At 37.9% G+C, this 17,629-nt stretch carries 18 protein-coding genes and 1 riboswitch; of the genes, 15 read left to right on the top strand and 3 right to left on the bottom strand.

Annotated features, from left to right (window positions below; genetic code table 11):
• Positions 1 to 124 precede the first annotated feature (124 nt).
• The gene (locus AC1TPB_RS08575; RefSeq protein ID WP_482076101.1) at positions 125 to 1,492 is read left to right on the top strand and encodes a polysaccharide deacetylase family protein; all 1,368 of its coding nucleotides are present in this window, start codon (positions 125 to 127) and stop codon (positions 1,490 to 1,492) included.
• Between the two features lie 74 nt (positions 1,493 to 1,566).
• On the opposite strand, the gene AC1TPB_RS08570 is transcribed toward AC1TPB_RS08575, so the two are convergent.
• Positions 1,567 to 1,842, bottom strand: a complete 276-nt coding sequence (locus AC1TPB_RS08570) for a hypothetical protein (protein ID WP_482076100.1) — start codon at positions 1,840 to 1,842, stop codon at positions 1,567 to 1,569.
• Positions 1,843 to 2,018: 176 nt separating this feature from the next.
• On the opposite strand from AC1TPB_RS08570, the gene AC1TPB_RS08565 reads away from it, so the two are divergent.
• On the top strand, positions 2,019 to 2,204 hold the full coding sequence (locus tag AC1TPB_RS08565; RefSeq protein WP_482076099.1) for a hypothetical protein: 186 nt from the start codon (positions 2,019 to 2,021) through the stop codon (positions 2,202 to 2,204).
• A 1-nt stretch (position 2,205) separates the two neighbouring features.
• On the opposite strand, the gene ilvD is transcribed toward AC1TPB_RS08565, so the two are convergent.
• Entirely contained in the window at positions 2,206 to 3,891 is a 1,686-nt protein-coding gene (gene ilvD / locus AC1TPB_RS08560) for a dihydroxy-acid dehydratase (protein ID WP_482076098.1), read from the bottom strand.
• Between the two features lie 248 nt (positions 3,892 to 4,139).
• Between ilvD and AC1TPB_RS08555 the strand changes: the two genes are divergently transcribed.
• The 8 genes from AC1TPB_RS08555 (at position 4,140) to AC1TPB_RS08520 (ending at position 11,889) form a co-directional block, all read left to right on the top strand.
• Positions 4,140 to 4,604 (top strand): MarR family winged helix-turn-helix transcriptional regulator, encoded by a 465-nt coding sequence (locus tag AC1TPB_RS08555; protein WP_482076097.1) that lies wholly within the window; start codon positions 4,140 to 4,142, stop codon positions 4,602 to 4,604.
• 207 nt (positions 4,605 to 4,811) lie between these two features.
• Positions 4,812 to 5,867, top strand: coding sequence for a BMP family lipoprotein (locus AC1TPB_RS08550; RefSeq protein WP_482076096.1), 1,056 nt, complete (start codon positions 4,812 to 4,814; stop codon positions 5,865 to 5,867).
• Between the two features lie 70 nt (positions 5,868 to 5,937).
• On the top strand, positions 5,938 to 7,437 hold the full coding sequence (locus AC1TPB_RS08545) for an ABC transporter ATP-binding protein (protein ID WP_482076095.1): 1,500 nt from the start codon (positions 5,938 to 5,940) through the stop codon (positions 7,435 to 7,437).
• A complete protein-coding gene (locus AC1TPB_RS08540) occupies positions 7,430 to 8,497 on the top strand; it encodes an ABC transporter permease (RefSeq protein ID WP_482061427.1) in 1,068 nt (355 codons plus the stop codon). Before AC1TPB_RS08545 ends, AC1TPB_RS08540 begins: the two co-directional genes overlap by 8 nt.
• Entirely contained in the window at positions 8,481 to 9,404 is a 924-nt protein-coding gene (locus AC1TPB_RS08535) for an ABC transporter permease (RefSeq protein WP_482076094.1), read from the top strand. The genes AC1TPB_RS08540 and AC1TPB_RS08535 overlap by 17 nt, the downstream gene beginning before the upstream one ends.
• 96 nt (positions 9,405 to 9,500) lie before the next feature.
• On the top strand, positions 9,501 to 10,175 hold the full coding sequence (locus tag AC1TPB_RS08530; protein WP_482076093.1) for a sulfite oxidase-like oxidoreductase: 675 nt from the start codon (positions 9,501 to 9,503) through the stop codon (positions 10,173 to 10,175).
• Positions 10,176 to 10,895 carry a nucleoside phosphorylase gene (locus AC1TPB_RS08525; protein WP_482076092.1) on the top strand — a complete coding sequence of 240 codons (720 nt, stop codon included), beginning with the start codon at positions 10,176 to 10,178 and terminating at the stop codon, positions 10,893 to 10,895.
• 490 nt (positions 10,896 to 11,385) lie between these two features.
• Positions 11,386 to 11,889: a hypothetical protein gene (locus AC1TPB_RS08520; RefSeq protein ID WP_482076091.1), complete on the top strand. Its 504-nt coding sequence runs from the start codon at positions 11,386 to 11,388 to the stop codon at positions 11,887 to 11,889.
• Between the two features lie 69 nt (positions 11,890 to 11,958).
• On the opposite strand, the gene AC1TPB_RS08515 is transcribed toward AC1TPB_RS08520, so the two are convergent.
• On the bottom strand, positions 11,959 to 12,966 hold the full coding sequence (locus AC1TPB_RS08515) for an IS1595 family transposase (protein ID WP_482076090.1): 1,008 nt from the start codon (positions 12,964 to 12,966) through the stop codon (positions 11,959 to 11,961).
• Between the two features lie 592 nt (positions 12,967 to 13,558).
• Here AC1TPB_RS08515 and AC1TPB_RS08510 point away from each other — a divergent pair.
• The 5 genes from AC1TPB_RS08510 (at position 13,559) to AC1TPB_RS08490 (ending at position 17,403) form a co-directional block, all read left to right on the top strand.
• The gene (locus tag AC1TPB_RS08510; protein WP_482076089.1) at positions 13,559 to 14,116 is read left to right on the top strand and encodes an MFS transporter; all 558 of its coding nucleotides are present in this window, start codon (positions 13,559 to 13,561) and stop codon (positions 14,114 to 14,116) included.
• The gene (locus AC1TPB_RS08505) at positions 14,110 to 14,460 is read left to right on the top strand and encodes a hypothetical protein (protein WP_482076088.1); all 351 of its coding nucleotides are present in this window, start codon (positions 14,110 to 14,112) and stop codon (positions 14,458 to 14,460) included. The genes AC1TPB_RS08510 and AC1TPB_RS08505 overlap by 7 nt, the downstream gene beginning before the upstream one ends.
• 379 nt (positions 14,461 to 14,839) lie before the next feature.
• The gene (locus AC1TPB_RS08500; RefSeq protein ID WP_482076087.1) at positions 14,840 to 16,057 is read left to right on the top strand and encodes a purple acid phosphatase family protein; all 1,218 of its coding nucleotides are present in this window, start codon (positions 14,840 to 14,842) and stop codon (positions 16,055 to 16,057) included.
• 57 nt (positions 16,058 to 16,114) lie between these two features.
• A riboswitch (ZMP/ZTP riboswitch) is annotated at positions 16,115 to 16,193 on the top strand.
• A 59-nt stretch (positions 16,194 to 16,252) separates the two neighbouring features.
• Complete coding sequence (locus tag AC1TPB_RS08495) at positions 16,253 to 16,867, top strand: DJ-1/PfpI family protein (protein WP_482076086.1); 615 nt, start codon at positions 16,253 to 16,255, stop codon at positions 16,865 to 16,867.
• A 65-nt stretch (positions 16,868 to 16,932) separates the two neighbouring features.
• Positions 16,933 to 17,403 carry a GNAT family N-acetyltransferase gene (locus tag AC1TPB_RS08490; protein WP_482076085.1) on the top strand — a complete coding sequence of 157 codons (471 nt, stop codon included), beginning with the start codon at positions 16,933 to 16,935 and terminating at the stop codon, positions 17,401 to 17,403.
• Positions 17,404 to 17,629 lie beyond the last annotated feature (226 nt).

Here is a 17,629-nt window from a genome sequence, read left to right as displayed (position 1 = left end):
AAATAATCTTACTGATCTTACTAGTGAGAATTTAATGCAATTATGATACAATTAAAGTTAGTGCATTAGGTCTTATTATGTATTATATATTGACTATATCATTATTATAGTGAGGAAGACAATCATGGAGAGCATATTAACATTGGGATTTTATTTCATGACCTTCTACGCATTTATTCCGGGAATTTTAAGTAGAGTATTTGGGTATCAAGTATTCAAAAAGGGGAAAGCGAATCATGAAATAGCATTAACATTTGATGATGGACCGGATCCTAACTATACTGCACAGCTACTAGACTTATTACAAAGATATGATGCAAAAGCAACCTTCTTTGTTGTAGGAGTACATGCGAAACAAAATCCTGAATTATTGAAACGAATGAGAGATGAAGGGCATACAATTGGTGTTCATAATTATGAGCATAAGACGAATTGGTTTATGAGACCGAAAACGGTTCGTAAACATATTGAAATGACCAATGATATTATTGAAGAGGTAACGGGACAACGTTCCATTTACTATCGACCACCATGGGGGATCGTTAATTTGTTCGACTATGGCAATGTGTCACGACTTAATATTATTTTATGGTCATCGCTTTTCGGTGATTGGCTTAAAAAAATATCGGCGGAAAAGTTAGAAGCTCGATTAATGAAGAAACTACAGCCAGGTGAAGTGCTATTACTACATGACTGTGGAAGAACCTTTGGTGCAGATGTAAACGCACCGCGTAGTATGCTTATTGCTTTAGAAGTATTTCTCGAAGCAGCAACCATGCAGCAAATGAAGCTAGTTAACATTGAAAGCATGATTAAAGTGACCGAACAAAATAGTAAGAAAAAATTTTCGCGCAGTAAAAAAATAATGATATCATTATGGCTAACTTGGGAGAAAGTATTTCACCAGATTATGAGATTGAAAGATATCGAATCACATAACGGGCCGATGTTCCATTATCGTTTGATCAAATATAAAGGCAAATCGCTTATGATGAATGATGGGCAGACTCTTTCACAAGGTGACCGAATCGTAGAGCTTCACTTTGACAACAGGAAGCTATCTCATATTGCATTCACATCGAAAAATCCTTTAGTCGTTGCAGTGAAAACAATTCGTGAAGTAGAGCGAGCATTGCCGGCATTAGCATTACGAATTACGGATGAGGCAAAGAACACGCCAATTAAAGCGATTCAAGGGATTACTATGATTAATCGTGGCGCGGATAAATTGGGTTTTTCAATACATGAGATGCCTAAGGGGTTATTTCTATCGAGCACTAAAATTTATTTGAAATGGTTGATGAAAATATTAACTCCAACTCAGACCTTTACCGCTACTCGTCGTGTTCGTGAGCAGGTTCAAGAGGAACCTAAAATCTTGCTAATGACGCTCGAACGTCTGCAGCAATATATGCCACTGGATCATACTTATAGTGCAACGAAGCAACAAGAAATGATTAGTACACAGCAAGAAGTGTTAACTACGAACTAATATATGAAAACTAAAACGAGGCTACCTAGAAAGTAGAAACTAATTCGACTTTCCGGGAAGCCTCGTTTATTGTTCTAGTCATTTCTATTCTTGGTTGCACTGAATTTTATTCTCACAAATATTACACCAATGATAATATAAATAAGGACAACCCAAAAAGTAAACATTGCTGAATGTTCGGTGGCTGTTAACCAAAGTGGTGGTGTATCACTGTTCCACGAAGTTGACAAATGTGTGTTACTTTGCTGATGTAAAATAGCCCATATTAGATAAATTTTTGAAATGACAAAACCTACAACTAATCCAATGATTCCACCTAAATAATAATAAGGGTGAACCTTTTCAAGCATATAATAACCTCCATAATTACATTGAATAAACAACTTAAATATACTATTTTTAATAAATACTGTAAATGGGGTTTTGGATACTATTAGTGGTTATTTCAGTGAATTATATATTGGTTACAACAAAAAAGCATGCTGATCAATCAGCATGCTTTTTTGTATATTTGAACTAACTTACAATGAGTGTTCAAAAAGTGGGCTTTCAGAACCGAGTAGTTGGGACGCTACTTGAGAAAGGCGGAAGCGCAAATGTACGTTATTGGTACATGCGAACCGTACTTTCCAAGTTCGTTCCAACTGCGATGTCGAATAAGCTACTTCAGCCAATCATCGTTATCAAAGTCCACTTTTTGAACTACCTCTAAGTTACATTTTCATTACTGCGCCTGTGTTGGCACTAGTCACCAAATGCGCGTAACGAGCTAGGTAGCCGCGTTTGATTTTAAGTTCGAATCCAGGCCATGCGGCTTTACGAGCTTCAAACTCTTCATCACTAATTAACAGGTTCATCGTACGATTATTCATATCGATTTCGATTTCATCGCCATCGTTAACAAAAGCTATTGGACCGCCATCAGCAGCTTCTGGAGAAACGTGACCAATAGAAATACCACGAGAGGCACCAGAGAAACGACCATCAGTGATAAGAGCAACTTTAGCTCCTAGACCCATACCAACGATTGCCGAAGTTGGAGCAAGCATCTCAGGCATCCCTGGGCCGCCACGAGGGCCTTCGTAGCGAATAACTACAACATGACCTTCTTTGATTTTACCTTGAGCTAGAGCTTCAAGACATTCATCTTGAGAATCGAAGCAAATAGCAGGACCTTTATGATAGCCGCCTACTGATTTGTCAACGGCACCAGTTTTGATAACGGAACCGTTAGGAGCAATGTTACCGAATAGGATAGCTAGTCCACCACGAGCAGTATGTGGATTGTCGATTGTATGGATAACATCCGTATCTTGAATTTCACAGCCTTCAACATTTTCGCGAATTGTTTTTCCAGATACAGATAAGCAATCGCCGTCGAATGCGCCGTCTTTTTTCAATAACTCATGAATGATAGCACTAACACCACCAGCATTGTGCACATCTTCAATATGATAATCAGATGCTGGAGCGATTTTTGCTAAATGAGGAACACGTTCAGCAATTTCATTGATTTCTTCGATTGAATATTCAATGCCTGCTTCATGTGCGATAGCAAGTGTATGAAGTACTGTATTTGTAGAACCACCCATCGCCATATCAAGGGCAAAAGCATTGTCGATTGCTGCTTTTGTAACGATATCGCGAGGTTTACGATCCATTTCGATAAGTTTCATTAATTGACGAGCTGCTTGTTTCACGAATTCTTTACGTTCAGGAGCAACGGCAAGAATCGTACCATTACCAGGTAATGCTAGTCCAAGACCTTCAGCTAAGCAGTTCATTGAGTTAGCTGTGAACATACCTGAACATGAACCACAAGTAGGACAACCATATGCTTCTAGTTCGTAAAGCTGCTCATCATTGATAAGACCAGATTGGTGAGCACCAACACCTTCAAATACGCTTGTAAGTGAGATCGCACGACCATCAGATGTTTTACCAGCCTTCATTGGTCCGCCACTAACTAGCATGGTTGGAATGTTAACGCGAAGCGCACCCATAATCATACCAGGTGTGATTTTGTCACAGTTCGGAATACAGATCATACCATCGAACCAGTGAGCATTAACTACTGTCTCTACAGAGTCAGCGATAATTTCACGGCTAGCAAGGGAATAACGCATACCGATATGACCCATTGCGATACCATCATCTACGCCAATAGTATTAAATTCAAAAGGAACACCGCCAGCTTCACGAATCGCTTCTTTAACTAATTTACCAAATTCCTGAAGATGAACATGACCTGGAACAATATCAATGTATGAGTTACATACCGCGATAAATGGTTTGTCAAAATCCTCTTCTTTTACTCCAGCAGCACGTAGCAAGCTACGATGTGGCGCACGGTCAAAACCTTTTTTAATCATATCAGAACGCATTCTTTTCTTTGCCATGTGGAAGTTCCTCCTTGTACGTATACACTATAGTGAAATAGTTAAATTGTTATGATCATGATAAATGATTATAGTTGTAATTTTAGCATACTCAATAGTGCTTGGCTACAAAGTAATAACCGTAATGTGAACCGAACTGCGCCATTGTTGCGTATTATTTGATATACTATAATACGAATTGGTCATTAAAATGAATACTAGACTCTATATCAACGTAGTAAATAAAGCATTTTGAAAAGGGGACCGAAATGGATAATCATTTTGAAGATAATAAGGAGTTAATGAATAGATTAGATGAATCCTTTCGTGAGATCAGAAGCATCATTAATACATACTGGGGGAAATACAGTATATCGGGACTCGGTATCACTCATGCTAGAATGATGACACAATTATCAGAAAATGGTCCAACGAAAGCATCACATATTGCAGATAAGTTATATATTACATGTGGAGCGGTAACAGGCTTATCAGATCGACTAATCGAATTAGGATTTGTTACGAGAGAGAAAGATATGCATGATCGACGTGTTGTATTGTTGAAGCTGTCAGAAGTCGGAGAAAAGCATGTAGAGCAAATTAAAGCGGTGCGGAAAAACTTAATGATTCATTTATTCGCGGACCTTACTAGCGAAGAAATGGAGAATGGAATGTATCTATTTAATAAAATGAAGCAAAATATGGTGAATTTTAATTCTACAGGTAAAGAATGAAAACGGCTCGTTTGGCACAAATTACTATGTAATTAAGTTTAGTTAATATCAAATAGCCCCATTTTGTCGCAGAATGACAGTGTAAACGCTATTAAGTGTGTCGTTTTTGTGGCGTTTATTAATTAACACTTAAATTGTAGCTATAATTGTGTAAGATAAGGTAGTAATTTGTCGAATTTCTAATTTGGATGAGGAGAGAAACACACAGTGAAAAAGAGACTTACTTTATTATTGTCAATGGTTCTAGTTATTGGCCTATTGGCTGCATGTGGTAACAATGCAAATCAAGGTTCAAATGGTACTAACAACAGCGGTACTAACACAGAGGGTACAACTGATGGAGCAAACAAAGATATTAAAATTGCTATGGTTCTTCCTGAACAAATTGGTGTTAACCCATTCTTCGAACTAATGGATAAAGGTTTCAAAAAAGCTGGTGAAGACTTTGGAGTTACAATTAGAACGATGGAAGCTTCAGATGCTAATATGTTTGAACAACACTTCCGCGCTGCAGTTGCTGAAGGGTATGACATGATTATTACTGCAACTTACCAAGCTGAAGATGCATTAAGAATAATCGCAGCTGAAAACCCAGATCTTCCGATTGCAATTATTGACCATGTCATTGAAGGCATTCCTAATGTTAGAAGTGCTGCTTTCATTGAAAATCAAGCATCCTTCCTATTAGGTGCTGCTGCAGGTCTTGTAACAGAGTCCAACATTGTAGGTAATGTTGTTGCTGTTGAAGGCGCACAAATGGACAAGTATACAATTGGTTTTGCAAAAGGTCTTGCTCATACGAATCCTGATGCAAAAGTTTTAACTGCTTATGTAGGTAGTTATGTGGATTCAGCAAAAGCAAAAGAACTTGCACTTCAACAAAACGCACAAGGTGCTGACTTTATCGCTGGTTTGGCTGCAGTTGGTGACTTTGGTATATTTGAAGCTGCAAAAGATAAAGGCTTCTATGCTTCTGGACAAGACGTTGACCGTACGGTAATCGATCCTGAGCATGTTATCCTATCTCAACTTAAAGAAGTTGATACTGTTACTTATGATACAGTTAAACTATTCGTTGAAAATACATTTGACTTCGGAACTAGCTATTATGGTTTAGCTGAAGGCGGTGTAGGTCTTACTTTCGTAACAACAGAAAGTGAATCTCCACGTAGTGAAAAACTTACTGATGAAGATATTGCTCAGCTACAAGAAATTGCTGAAGGTATCAAAGCCGGTACTATCGACACTTCTATTACAAAATAATATATTTTAATAAGTAGTTTGCCGGCTGCAGTAACTGCAGCCGGCTTAATTGTTTGAAAGGAGCGTCTATATGCTGCTTGAGATGGACAGTATAACAAAGTCGTATGGCTCTGTAACTGCTAATCATAGTGTTAATTTTAATTTGCGTAAAGGTGAAGTTCATGCGCTTATCGGTGAAAATGGTGCAGGTAAAACGACGTTGATGCGCATTTTGTATGGCATGGAACGCCCAACAAGTGGTGAAATTAGAATTAATGGCAAAGCTGTAGCATTTCATGATCCAACGGACGCTATCGGGCAAAACATCGGGATGGTACATCAGCATTTTATGTTGTTCCCGGCATTTACGATTGCAGAGAATATCGTTATTGGTCGTGAGCCAAGTAAAGGTTTGAAGTTTGATCGTAAAACAGCAATTGAAGAAACACTGCAATTATCCCAGCAATACGGAATGCCAGTTAATGCTAAGCAAAAAATTGCAGATTGTTCACTAGGAATGCAACAACGAGTAGAAATATTGAAAGTATTGTATCAAGGTGCTGAAATCATTATTCTAGATGAACCGACAGGTGTGTTAACACCTCTAGAAGTCAAAGAATTTTTGATTTCGATCAAAAAACTTGCTGCCACTGGTAAAAGTTTTATTATTATTAGTCATAAACTCGGTGAAATTATGGAAGTAGCTGATCGTATTACAGTACTTCGTGATGGTCATATTACTGGCACAGTGAATGCTGCTGATACGAATGAAGAAGAGCTATCTAAAATGATGGTTGGACGGGAGCTTGTTAAGCTTGAACGTCGAAAGCTTGAATATGGACAACCAGTTATTAATGTACAATCCCTCTCTATTAAAGGTACTAAAACCAAGCCATTACTAGACGATATTAATTTCAACGTGCGTGAAGGTGAAATCGTAGGTATAGCTGGCATATCTGGGAATGGTCAGTCAGAGCTACTACAAGCAATTTCCGGATTGATGCCTTATGATGAAGGAACGATTACAATACAAGGTATGAATGTAACCGGTGCTTCTGTGAAGCAAATTCGTGAAAGTGGACTTGCACATATTCCTGAGGATCGATACCTTTGGGGAGTGTCCAAAGATGCAACCGTTTCTGATAATGGAATAATGGGACATTTGGAATCAACGAGTAAATATGGAATTCTTCAAGGCAATAAAATTAAAAAGCTCGTGTCTGAGTGGGTTCAAAGATATGGAATTAAAACAGGTTCACTGGGCACTAAGGCTCAATATTTATCCGGTGGTAATTTACAAAAGCTGATTGTTGCACGTGAGGTTGCCCAGCAAACGCCGTTTCTTATTGCTGCTGAGCCTACTAGAGGTGTAGATGTCGGTGCAATGGAAATTATTCACGGAGAGTTATTAAAACGTCGTGATGAAAAAGCGGGTATTTTGCTAGTATCAAGTGAATTGACAGAAATTATGAAGCTTGCAGATCGTATCTTAGTTATGTATGAAGGTAAAATTGCTGGCGAATTAGATGCTGCTATAGCTACTGAAGAGCAAATTAGTCTACTAATGGCGGGAGGAAAAGCTGTTGGATAAGATGAAGAGTACTTTACAGTCGCTATTACAGCCGCTAATTGCAATAGTTGCAGGTCTTGTGATCGGTGCGATCGCAATTCTGGTCGTTGATGGAAATATTATTGAAACTTATAAAGAAATGTGGAACGGTGCTTTCGGAAATTTTTATTTCTTAACGAGTACATTAGCTCGTGCCACTCCGATTATTTTAGTTGGTCTTGGTGCATCATTAGCATTCAAAGCAGGATTTTTCAATATGGGTTCAGAGGGTCAAATGGTTCTAGGAGCTTTAAGTGCTGCAATAACAGCACTTTACGTACCAGGTCCAGCTTGGTTCAAAGCGATCGCAGCTATTATGGCAGCTATGGTTGTAGCTGGTCTTTGGTCTGCTCTTGCAGGCTGGTTAGATTCTAGATTCGGCATGAACTTATTAATTACAACGCTTTTACTTAACTATATCGCATCACTTTTTGCGGGGTATATGGTTGCCTATCCGTTCAAAGATAGTACAACGAATTCAGCATTGTCCCAGACGCAAATGATTGATAAAACAATATGGTTTCCCAAGCTCTTTTCAGGGATGACACTTCATATCGGCTTTATCATCGCAATTGTTGCGACAATTGGATTGTTTTTATTTATTAAATATACGAAAAAAGGTTACCAAATTCGGATGTTGGGCGGTAATCCCCTGTTTGCAAGCTATGGTGGTGTCAATCGCGGCCGATTGATGGTGGTTAGTATGCTGATCAGTGGTGCTTTTGCAGGTCTTGCTGGTGCATCTGATGTGCTAGGTACTTCGTACCGTTTTCTTGATGGTTCATTAGTATCTGCCAATTATGCTTGGACGGGGATTATGGCTACATTACTAGCAAGCTCGAATCCTATTGGTACAGCCATTGCAGCTATTTTCCTCGCTGCATTGCAAACTGGTGGAATGGGAATGGAGCGTAATACCGATGTTCCACTAGAAGTATCTAGCATTATCCAAGCTGTATTAATTTTGTTTATAACAGCTAAGTTTACAATTTCATTCATTAAACGCAAGAAAGCGGGGGCGAAAGATGGATCAACTAATTGATGTCTCCTTATTCGCTGCAGCTTTACGTATGATTACACCGATTTTGCTTGCAGCTTTAGGTGGAGCAATATGCGCACGAGTTGGACTATTTAATGTTGGTTTGGAAGGTCTAATCTTAGTCGGTGCATTTTCCGCTATTCTTGGTAATTACTTAACAGGTAGTATTACAATGGCGATCTTGTTCGCTATTGGTTGTTCACTGTTGTTCGCACTACTCTTTGCCTATATGAGTATTAATTTACAGGCGAATGTCATTGTCGTAGGTATTGCTATTAACTTCTTAGCCGTTGGACTAACAACGTTTGCCCTTCGTGCGATTTTCAATGTAAAGGGAGCCTATTACGATAAAGATATGCAGGGCCTACCTAAGATTGATATTCCATTAATAAAGGATATCCCATGGATCGGTGATGTTATTTCTGGTCAATCGATTCTTGTGTATGTATCGATTGCGATCGTAATTTTATTACAACTTTACTTATATAAAACGGTATCAGGGTTCCGCCTACTTGCAGCTGGAGAGAATCCAACGGCAGCTCGTAGCATCGGCTTACCGGTTCGTAAAATCCAATACTTTGCGGTATTACTTTCGGGTGCACTTTGTGGACTTGCAGGTGCTCAGCTGTCACTTGGTAATGTAACGATGTTTAATGAGGGTATGACTAGCGGTCGTGGTTTTATCGCGTTAGTAGCAACGATGCTAGGTCAATCGAATCCGATTGGAGTAGCCGGAGCGAGTATATTGTTTGGGTTTATGGAAGCATTGAGCTATAGACTGCAAAACTTCTCTATTCCGTCAAATCTTTCAGCTATGCTTCCGTTTGTTGTAACGATTATTGCGATGATCTTCTTCAAAAACAATGGATACAAAGACGAAGCGAAAAAGTCTAACGGAAGTTCACGCTAGGAAGAGCAGAAAAGTTGAAGTTTATACTTCCGAAGTACTTTTCTGTACAAGGAAGTTAATCCAAGATGCGCAGAAAAGTTTTAGGAGGTCGTCGATATGCATAAGAAAGCTGAACGTTTGAAAAAAGTAAAGGCACCATTAGCTGCTAAAGTACCACCTGAGCTTCAACATCGTGTACCTCCTGGACAAACCGTTACTGATCGCTTTCCAATTCTTACTGAAGGTGAAGTACCGTATTATGATATGTCTACATGGAGTATTAAAGCGTTTGGTGAAGTAGACAGCATTCGTAGCTTTAGCTTTGATGACTTAATGAAGCTGCCTCAAACGAAAATTACTTGTGATATTCATTGTGTAACGCGTTGGTCTAAGCTCGATACAACTTGGGTTGGTATTAAGTTTACAGATTTGTTACCATTGCTCGGCGTTAAGCCTGAAGCGAAATATGTGATGATCCATGGGGATAGTGATTATTCAGCTAATGTACCTTTAGCGGATTTGATGCGGGACAATATCTTATTAGCACATACTTTTGATGGTGAGCCACTTACTGAAAAGCATGGGGGACCACTACGGATGGTCATCCCTCATCTTTACTTTTGGAAAAGTGTGAAATGGATTACTGGAATTGAATTTATGGTTGAGGATCAACCAGGATTTTGGGAACAAAATGGATTTCATAATTATGCAGAACCATTTGCCGAACAACGTTTCTCTGGAGATGGATTTGATCTTCCAGAAGATGAGTGGCATGGGAAGGAGTTTGACTAAATGTTTTTATCTATTCTTGAAGTTAATTCAGAGCAACTGCCAGGTCTTGCTATCGTATGTGGAGATCCACGTCGTGCGAAGAAAATTGCAGATATGCTAACTGATACGGTTGAGCTGGCTTATGCTCGTGAGTACCGTACATTTGTTGGTTCGTATAAAGGTGTACAATTAGCTGTTGTAAGCCATGGTGTAGGTTGCCCTGGTGCTGCGGTATGTTTCGAGGAGCTCATTAAAGGTGGCGTCCATACGATTATTCGTGTAGGTACAGCAGGTTCTTACTCTGCTGATCATCCTGCAGGAAGTTTGATCGTAAGTACGGGTACCATTCGTACAGATGGATTAACTAAACAATTAGTACCTGATGGTTTCCCGGCGATTGGCGATAGCGAAGTTGTTAATGCGCTATTTGCTTCTGCAGAAGAGCAAGGTGGTATTGTGAAGAAAGGTATTACTGTAACGCTTGATGTATTTTTCAATGGACCAGTAGAAATACCTCACAAACTATATAAAGCTTCAGGTGCACTAGCAGTAGAGATGGAGATTTCAGCATTGTATGTGATCGCTTCTCTTCGCGGTATTCGTGCTGGAGCAATTGTAGCACTTGATGGCTATGCAGATTCTGATCTAGCTGAAGGTTATGACCCACATACAAACGTAGTAAGTGATGCTGTTGAACGTGAAATTAAAGCAGCGCTTGAAGCTATGGTGAAACTGGCTTAATCATATGATTAACTTGAGACATATATAATGCTCGACAAAGCAAATAGGGAACTTCATGGAAGATCATGAAGTTCCCTATTTGCTTTAAATGTATTGTAAGATGAATCTCTTGAATTAATAGTTTCGATCGTACGCTACAGTTAGCTCTAATTAATTGTCCCGTACATATGTAATGGCTAAATGATTAACATTCTTTGCCTGAAAAGAAATAACTATGTTTGATCCAGTAGCTAACTTAACAAAAAATCCGCTCCTATCCTTTTGTCCGCGAACACCTTCTTGGATGAAATGGTAGTTTTGAATTAAATCTGAAGTTTTCAGTCTAGTTAACTCTTTTTCGTAGAAGGATTGAAATTCAGTTTCACTAATATAAGTAGGCTGTTTTCGTAAAGTTTGTTGTTTTTTAATATATACATTAAATGAAACATTTCAAGGTACACCTTCGTCTATATAGAATATTAGGAATATATTACGTTGGAGGTTTATGTTAATGAAAAAATTACTACTATTTACTTTATTTTTGGCACTTATGTCTATCGTATTATTTGGTTGTAATACTCAATCCAAGGTTCCTCAATTAAGCGATTCCCAATCTAATGTATCTCAATCTTCTGAACGACAAAAACCATATATACTTAATATAATTGGCTTACATCTTAATGATGAACAATATGCAGGGTTATATATAGATAATGGCATTTATCATATTAATATTGTTGGAGATACAGATGATTTCAAGGACAAGGTGAAATTAGATAATGTTGAACTTCATAGTGTGAACTATTCACTAAAATACCTTGATGAAGTTGTTAAAGTCTTAACTGATAATATGCTCGATTTAGGTATATCTGTTATTGCAACAAACGAAAAGGATAATAAAGTATATATTTACATTAAAGATATAGACGATAGCAAACTCGATAGAATTAAAAAAGTGATTGATTCGCCAGCGATTGAAGCGAAAGAGCAAGTTTTTAGTATAAAGCTCAATTAAATATGGCTTTGCTAATACAGTAGAATGACGAATAAGGACTGATTTACTTCATACCCCATAATTGGGGTTTTATGCAATCCTAAGCATTCCGACTGTTGTGTAATTAGATTTTTGACATGCGGAAATGAGCATTTGTTCTACTTGTTTTTCATAGGACAAATGCTTGTCTATTTCTAACCATCTGAACCAATAAAGATAGTTATCAAGATACTTAGTGGCTACCCCTTGGAACCTTCTAATCCATGTCTTTAAGCGACTATGAAAGTTATTGACGTTCTGAACGTGGTAAATGCCTTTCTTTACACGTTGTTTTTGCCTTTCGTTGATAGTTTCGTGCTGTAATCCCTTGATTTTAGCGAACTTCTTATAGTTAGTCGCTGTATCTGTACATAGCAAAGAAGAGGGGGGAATATACTCACCAATCGCAGTGTCAATTTCCTCTGCTCTAACACGCCCCGTTTCTGCCTTTACTGCAACTATATTATCACTACGGTCTTGTGCAACTACAACTGCAATTTTAAGGTCCGAAATTCCACGTTTTTCGTCAGGAGTTCTACGTTTCCTCGGTTTCCGATGTGTGACCATTCTTCCTTTGAATGACTCTGGAAAGAATGTTTCATCACTCTCAATTATGCCTTGCATTTGATTAAACTTGTGCGAACGTAATGCAAATAGAACCTTATGTCTCCAATAAAAAGCAGTAGAAATGTGTATTTTTAGGCGTTTTGCGATTTTCGGCAATGTGTATCCTTCCACCATTAACTCTATATACTTCACCCATTTTTCAGGATAATGAGAGCCAGAGAACGGAGTGTTCGTCATATCGTTGAATGTTTTATTACAATCCTTGCAAAGATAACGTTGACGTGATTTATACTTTCCGTTTCTTTTTACCGCTACACTTCCACAATGTAAACAAGCCAATCCATTGCTAAATCGGCTTTCACGAATATCCGTCAGTAGTTTCAAAAACTTGTCAGGTTCGTTTGGAAACAAATCGTTCTTCAAGGCGTTGAAGAGTGCTAATTGCTCTTCCCTTGAAAGTTCATTTGCATTTTCATACACATTCAACCACATAAAAACGCCTCCTTGACCCCAATTATAGCAACCCTTTATAAGGGTGGTCAAGAAAGCAACAATTTATACGAAAACAGCCTATAAGTAAAATAAAAAGGTGAACATGCATCTTCTTTAGCTTTAAGTACAGTTCGCTCAGGCAGTGGTATTGTAATGTTTTTCAGTTCCTTTTCAAATTCACAGGCAAAACTTTCGCTAGAGAACAAATAACTCTTTACATAACTATTGAACGTGAAATTCCAAAAGTATGTCTGACATAGGATGAAGCTTGGAATAGAAATAATGAGCACAACTATCATTACGCGTTTGCGATTTATTAATTTTATTATGATCAGCAGAATACAGAGCGCAATTACTAAGCCAATTGAATAAATAATGTAATAGATATTTCCAGCCATCGTCTCATCCCCTCTACAACTGATTAAATCTAACTTACCATATAAAATCTACACTGCAAATGGAACTACAATATTGTTAAGTATCGGTGATAAAGATGTATTACAATAGGAGTTGCATCTATCACAATGTAAGACGACAATAATTTTATTATTTTGGCGAGTTGAAAGCTGTTTTATATAAGGAAGAGAACAGTATGTCACAAGGTAGTCTCGTTGCTCGAATAAAGCAATTTTTTACGAGTGATTCATTACCACTAGATCTTCGTCTCAGCAAAGAAGCTGTCGTCTCACTTACTATTCATGCTTTCTTTCAATTCGGAGCATCGATGTCAGGATTATTCCTCAATTTGTACTTGTGGAGACTGACAGGTGACTTTACAATCAATGCGGTGTATAACATGATTAACTTTGCAATTACGCCAGATGCATTTGCAGTCGGTGGCTTAGTAGCAAAGAGACTTGATCGAATGGTAGTGTATCGACTTGGAATTTCATTTTTCGCGATCTTCTATTTGCTAGTTATTGTAACTGGTGAAGCAGCACCTCAATACTACATTATATTTGCATTGCTTAATGGTATTGCTGGAGGGTATTGCTGGACGGGGTATTTGGTTTTACAGTATGATGTTTCGACCGAGCGTAATCGTATCCGTTATCTAGCTATTAATACGATTACATTCAATTTAGCAGGGTTGGCAGGACCGGCATTAGCAGGACTTATTATTCATCAGATGGAGCCCTTTTATTGTTAATTGAAGTTAATTTATGGTCAGTTGTTATTTTTATGATTATATACTCGATGTGTACACCATTAATTACAAACTCATTGACATCGCATTTCTACAGATCGATTAATACATTACCATTAAAGGGACAATTGAAGGTAGAAGCTGTCGTAATGAGGGAATTATTCCTTAACTTAGGACGGATCTGTACCATTATTTTATTAATTGTTTTTGCAAATGATCTTGATTCGATTTGGTTACCAATCATAATAATAGTGATGGCATCGGCACAGTTTTTAATACTATTATGCATTCGAAAAGAGCCCCAAGAGGTAGTTACTTTAAGTGGTAGTTCGAAAAGAAGCCCTTGATGACGAAGTGAACTATGAACGTTAATAGGTGTATAATAGAAAGCTGAATGCAGCTAAGTAAGACTGGAACTATCCAGATCCTATACTTATACATTCAGCTTTTTTAGTTATCTATAACTAGTGAGCCGATAATAGTTGAATTATAGAAAAAAGCACATGTAACGTTGATGAGGACTAATATAATAATTGAACTCATTGCGATATTTTAACGATTGACTCATAGTACACCTCATTTCTATTTCGTAGTAATCAATGTATAGTTATATTGTAAAGTCGAATGCTTATATGAAAATGAATAGTAACTGAAAGTACGCTGAATGGTTGTCAATAGAATTTCATGTTAAACTTTTGTAAAAGGGATGAGAGCAGGTGAGATTACATGCAGAAAGATAAATTAATAATAGTGATCATTATCGCAATATTGCTGATAGGTATTGGTATAGTAGAGTATTGGAAAAAACATAACAATGAGAAGCCTTACGGAGTAACGATCTCGATTGTAGATGATACAACGCGTATTATAAGTTGGAGTTCTACACAGTTAGAAGTTCAACCTTATATAGAGTGGGTTAGTAGTACGGAATACGACTCATGGAATTCTGATCATGTGATAACAACGGCAGCATCCGTAAAGGAATACAGGAATAGCAATGACGAGACTTATTATCGCTATTCTGTGAGATTAGATCATCTGCAAGAGAACATGAGTTACACATATCGTGTTGGTGGAGAGAACAAAAAGTTACGTAGTGACAATGCCATATTCCAAATCTACAGTGCTGACCAGGAGCAGTTTTCATTTATTCACGTAACAGATTCACAAGGTGAGACTGAAAATGATTATCAAGTGTGGGGACAAACATTAGCAAAAGCGATAAACACATTGCCAGAAGCTCAATTTATTGTGCATAGCGGCGATATGACTGAAGATCCAAATGTTGAACAACAGTGGAAATGGTTCTTCCAATATAGTAAATCACTTAAGAGTCAGCCATTTATGCCGACAACAGGTAATCATGAACAACTGAAAGGAATGGCGAGTAGTTATCATTCACATTTTAAGATGCCGTTAAATGGGGCGAATAAGCTTATTGCAGAGACAAGTTATTATTTTGAGTATAGTAATATGCTCTATATTAGTATGAATACCGAAGGGGATATTAATGAACAAACGAGTTGGTTAGAACAAGTGTTAGAGGAACATCCGCAGAAGTGGATTGTCGTTTCTATGCATCGCGGCGTATATGGCGGCAGTCGCTTTAATGAAGCAGATGATTGGGTACAATTATTTGATAAGTATGGTGTTCAGCTCGTGTTGCAAGGTCATAACCACGAATATTCGAGAAGTTATCCGTTGATCGACGGTAATGTTGTTGAGGCTCAATCCAATCCGATTACTGAAGGTACGGTTTACGTTACGATGAACGCTTCGGGGACGAAATTTAATGAAAAGAAAAAGTATAAAAAGTATCAAGCCGTTCATTTCCAGAATGGATTGCAAATGTTTGGAACAGTAACCGTCTCCGCAACTGAGCTGAACTACAACGCTTACGATGTTAACGGGGATTTACTGGATTCCTTTACGATTAAGCAGTAATAATAAGTAAAAATTAACTTGATGTAATAGATAATTCAGACTATAATAAAGTAAATATTTGGTATGTGTGACTGGCGAAACGTGGAGTACCACGAGGAAGCACATATTTCATACGCCGTTCGCCTGGGCAAAGTATTTGATCTAAGATCAGATGCTTTTTTGTGTTTCTATCCATGAAAGGGAAGGTGTTATGGGGTGAAAGTAGCGTATATTCTTTTTGACAAGATGACAACATTGGACTTTGTCGGATTTTATGAAGCGGTATCTTGGCTGAAAATTCTAAATGTTAAAGAAAATGTGTCTTGGGATCTCTGTGCAAAACGCGAGGAAATTACAGACGACCGTGGTATGACAATACAGATAAAGCATATTAGCCCAGATCTGTCTAAGTATGATTTAATATTTATTCCCGGCGGCATGTCTACCAGAGAATTGAGATACGATACAGAGTTTATATCTTGGATACAAACTGCTCGAGATGTGGAATACAAAGTGTCTGTTTGTACGGGGGCTTTGCTTTTAGGTGCTGCAGGGTTCTTAACTGATAAAATAGCGACAACGAATCCAGCTGCTTATGAATTGTTGATTCCTTATTGCACAGAGGTTGTTAAGGCTCGGATTGTACGCGATGGGAATATTTTAACCGGCGGAGGTGTTTCAGCTTCAATTGATTTAGGGTTGTACCTTGTTGAATCACTAACGAATAAGGATGTGGTGAAGAAGGTCCAAAAGATGATGGATTACCCTTACTATCAGGCGGGGAAATTGTCAAGTATTTTCATGCCGCACACGAGTGATGAATATTGTTAAACTTAAGGATTACGACTGGAAGTTGTACTTATCAATAGCTTCCAGTAATTCAGGGGGGTGAAGGCTTGATTATACGTTTATTGGAAGATAATGACCGAAGTCATGTTGAAAATATTATGGCAAGTCACCCTCTTCAATTTCCAAAATTCATCATTGAGAAATACCCATTGAGGTGGTCTGATTTTCTGGAGAAACAGGATCATAAGATTTGCGGTTATTACGTGGCACATACCGATATTGTTCTCGGTCATGCTGGATATATTTTCGATGTCGAAAAAAGACTTTATGAAATAGTTGGGGTAGCAGTTCATAAGGAAAGTCAACGTAAGGGAATCGGAAAAGGATTGCTTGATACCATATGTAATCAAGTTCACTTACTTGGTGGGAACAAGGTGATTCTACAAACTCTGGGGCATGTTGGAAATGAAAAAACGTTAACTTTCTACCGCAATATTGGTTATGAGCAAGTTGATTTTGAAAAGGATTTCTTTGAAACAGACTATCATAGAGTTACTTTTGTGAAAAAGTGGGGCTAACAGTTATTGAACTAACCGGAAACTATAACTCAACATACTGCTAGGAAGAACTAGCAATTTGCAAGCTATGTTGCCTCAAATAAGAATCGAACTTCAGAAGATATAAATGCTAGTCTAAATATGTACAGAATTGCTTGAATAAAGATGTACAGTTTTGACGACATGCTACATACTTGTCTCAAGGGAGAGATGAGTATGTACATGACGTTGGATGTTCAAACGGAAT

The organism is Paenibacillus sp. Y951 (assembly GCF_056786395.1).
The sequence above is the reverse complement of the archived record's forward strand: the minus strand, read 5'-3'. Positions and strand labels throughout refer to the sequence as shown.

Bases quoted from the DNA above. Each gene is read 5' to 3' on its own strand.
- AC1TPB_RS08575 (WP_482076101.1), top strand. From the start codon at position 125: ATGGAGAGCATATTAACATTGGGATTTTATTTCATGACCTTCTACGCA.
- AC1TPB_RS08570 (WP_482076100.1), bottom strand. From the start codon at position 1,842: ATGCTTGAAAAGGTTCACCCTTATTATTATTTAGGTGGAATCATTGGA.
- AC1TPB_RS08565 (WP_482076099.1), top strand. From the start codon at position 2,019: ATGAGTGTTCAAAAAGTGGGCTTTCAGAACCGAGTAGTTGGGACGCTA.
- ilvD (WP_482076098.1), bottom strand. From the start codon at position 3,891: ATGGCAAAGAAAAGAATGCGTTCTGATATGATTAAAAAAGGTTTTGAC.
- AC1TPB_RS08555 (WP_482076097.1), top strand. From the start codon at position 4,140: ATGGATAATCATTTTGAAGATAATAAGGAGTTAATGAATAGATTAGAT.
- AC1TPB_RS08545 (WP_482076095.1), top strand. From the start codon at position 5,938: ATGCTGCTTGAGATGGACAGTATAACAAAGTCGTATGGCTCTGTAACT.
- AC1TPB_RS08535 (WP_482076094.1), top strand. From the start codon at position 8,481: ATGGATCAACTAATTGATGTCTCCTTATTCGCTGCAGCTTTACGTATG.
- AC1TPB_RS08530 (WP_482076093.1), top strand. From the start codon at position 9,501: ATGCATAAGAAAGCTGAACGTTTGAAAAAAGTAAAGGCACCATTAGCT.
- AC1TPB_RS08525 (WP_482076092.1), top strand. From the start codon at position 10,176: ATGTTTTTATCTATTCTTGAAGTTAATTCAGAGCAACTGCCAGGTCTT.
- AC1TPB_RS08520 (WP_482076091.1), top strand. From the start codon at position 11,386: ATGAAAAAATTACTACTATTTACTTTATTTTTGGCACTTATGTCTATC.
- AC1TPB_RS08515 (WP_482076090.1), bottom strand. From the start codon at position 12,966: ATGTGGTTGAATGTGTATGAAAATGCAAATGAACTTTCAAGGGAAGAG.
- AC1TPB_RS08510 (WP_482076089.1), top strand. From the start codon at position 13,559: ATGTCACAAGGTAGTCTCGTTGCTCGAATAAAGCAATTTTTTACGAGT.
- AC1TPB_RS08500 (WP_482076087.1), top strand. From the start codon at position 14,840: ATGCAGAAAGATAAATTAATAATAGTGATCATTATCGCAATATTGCTG.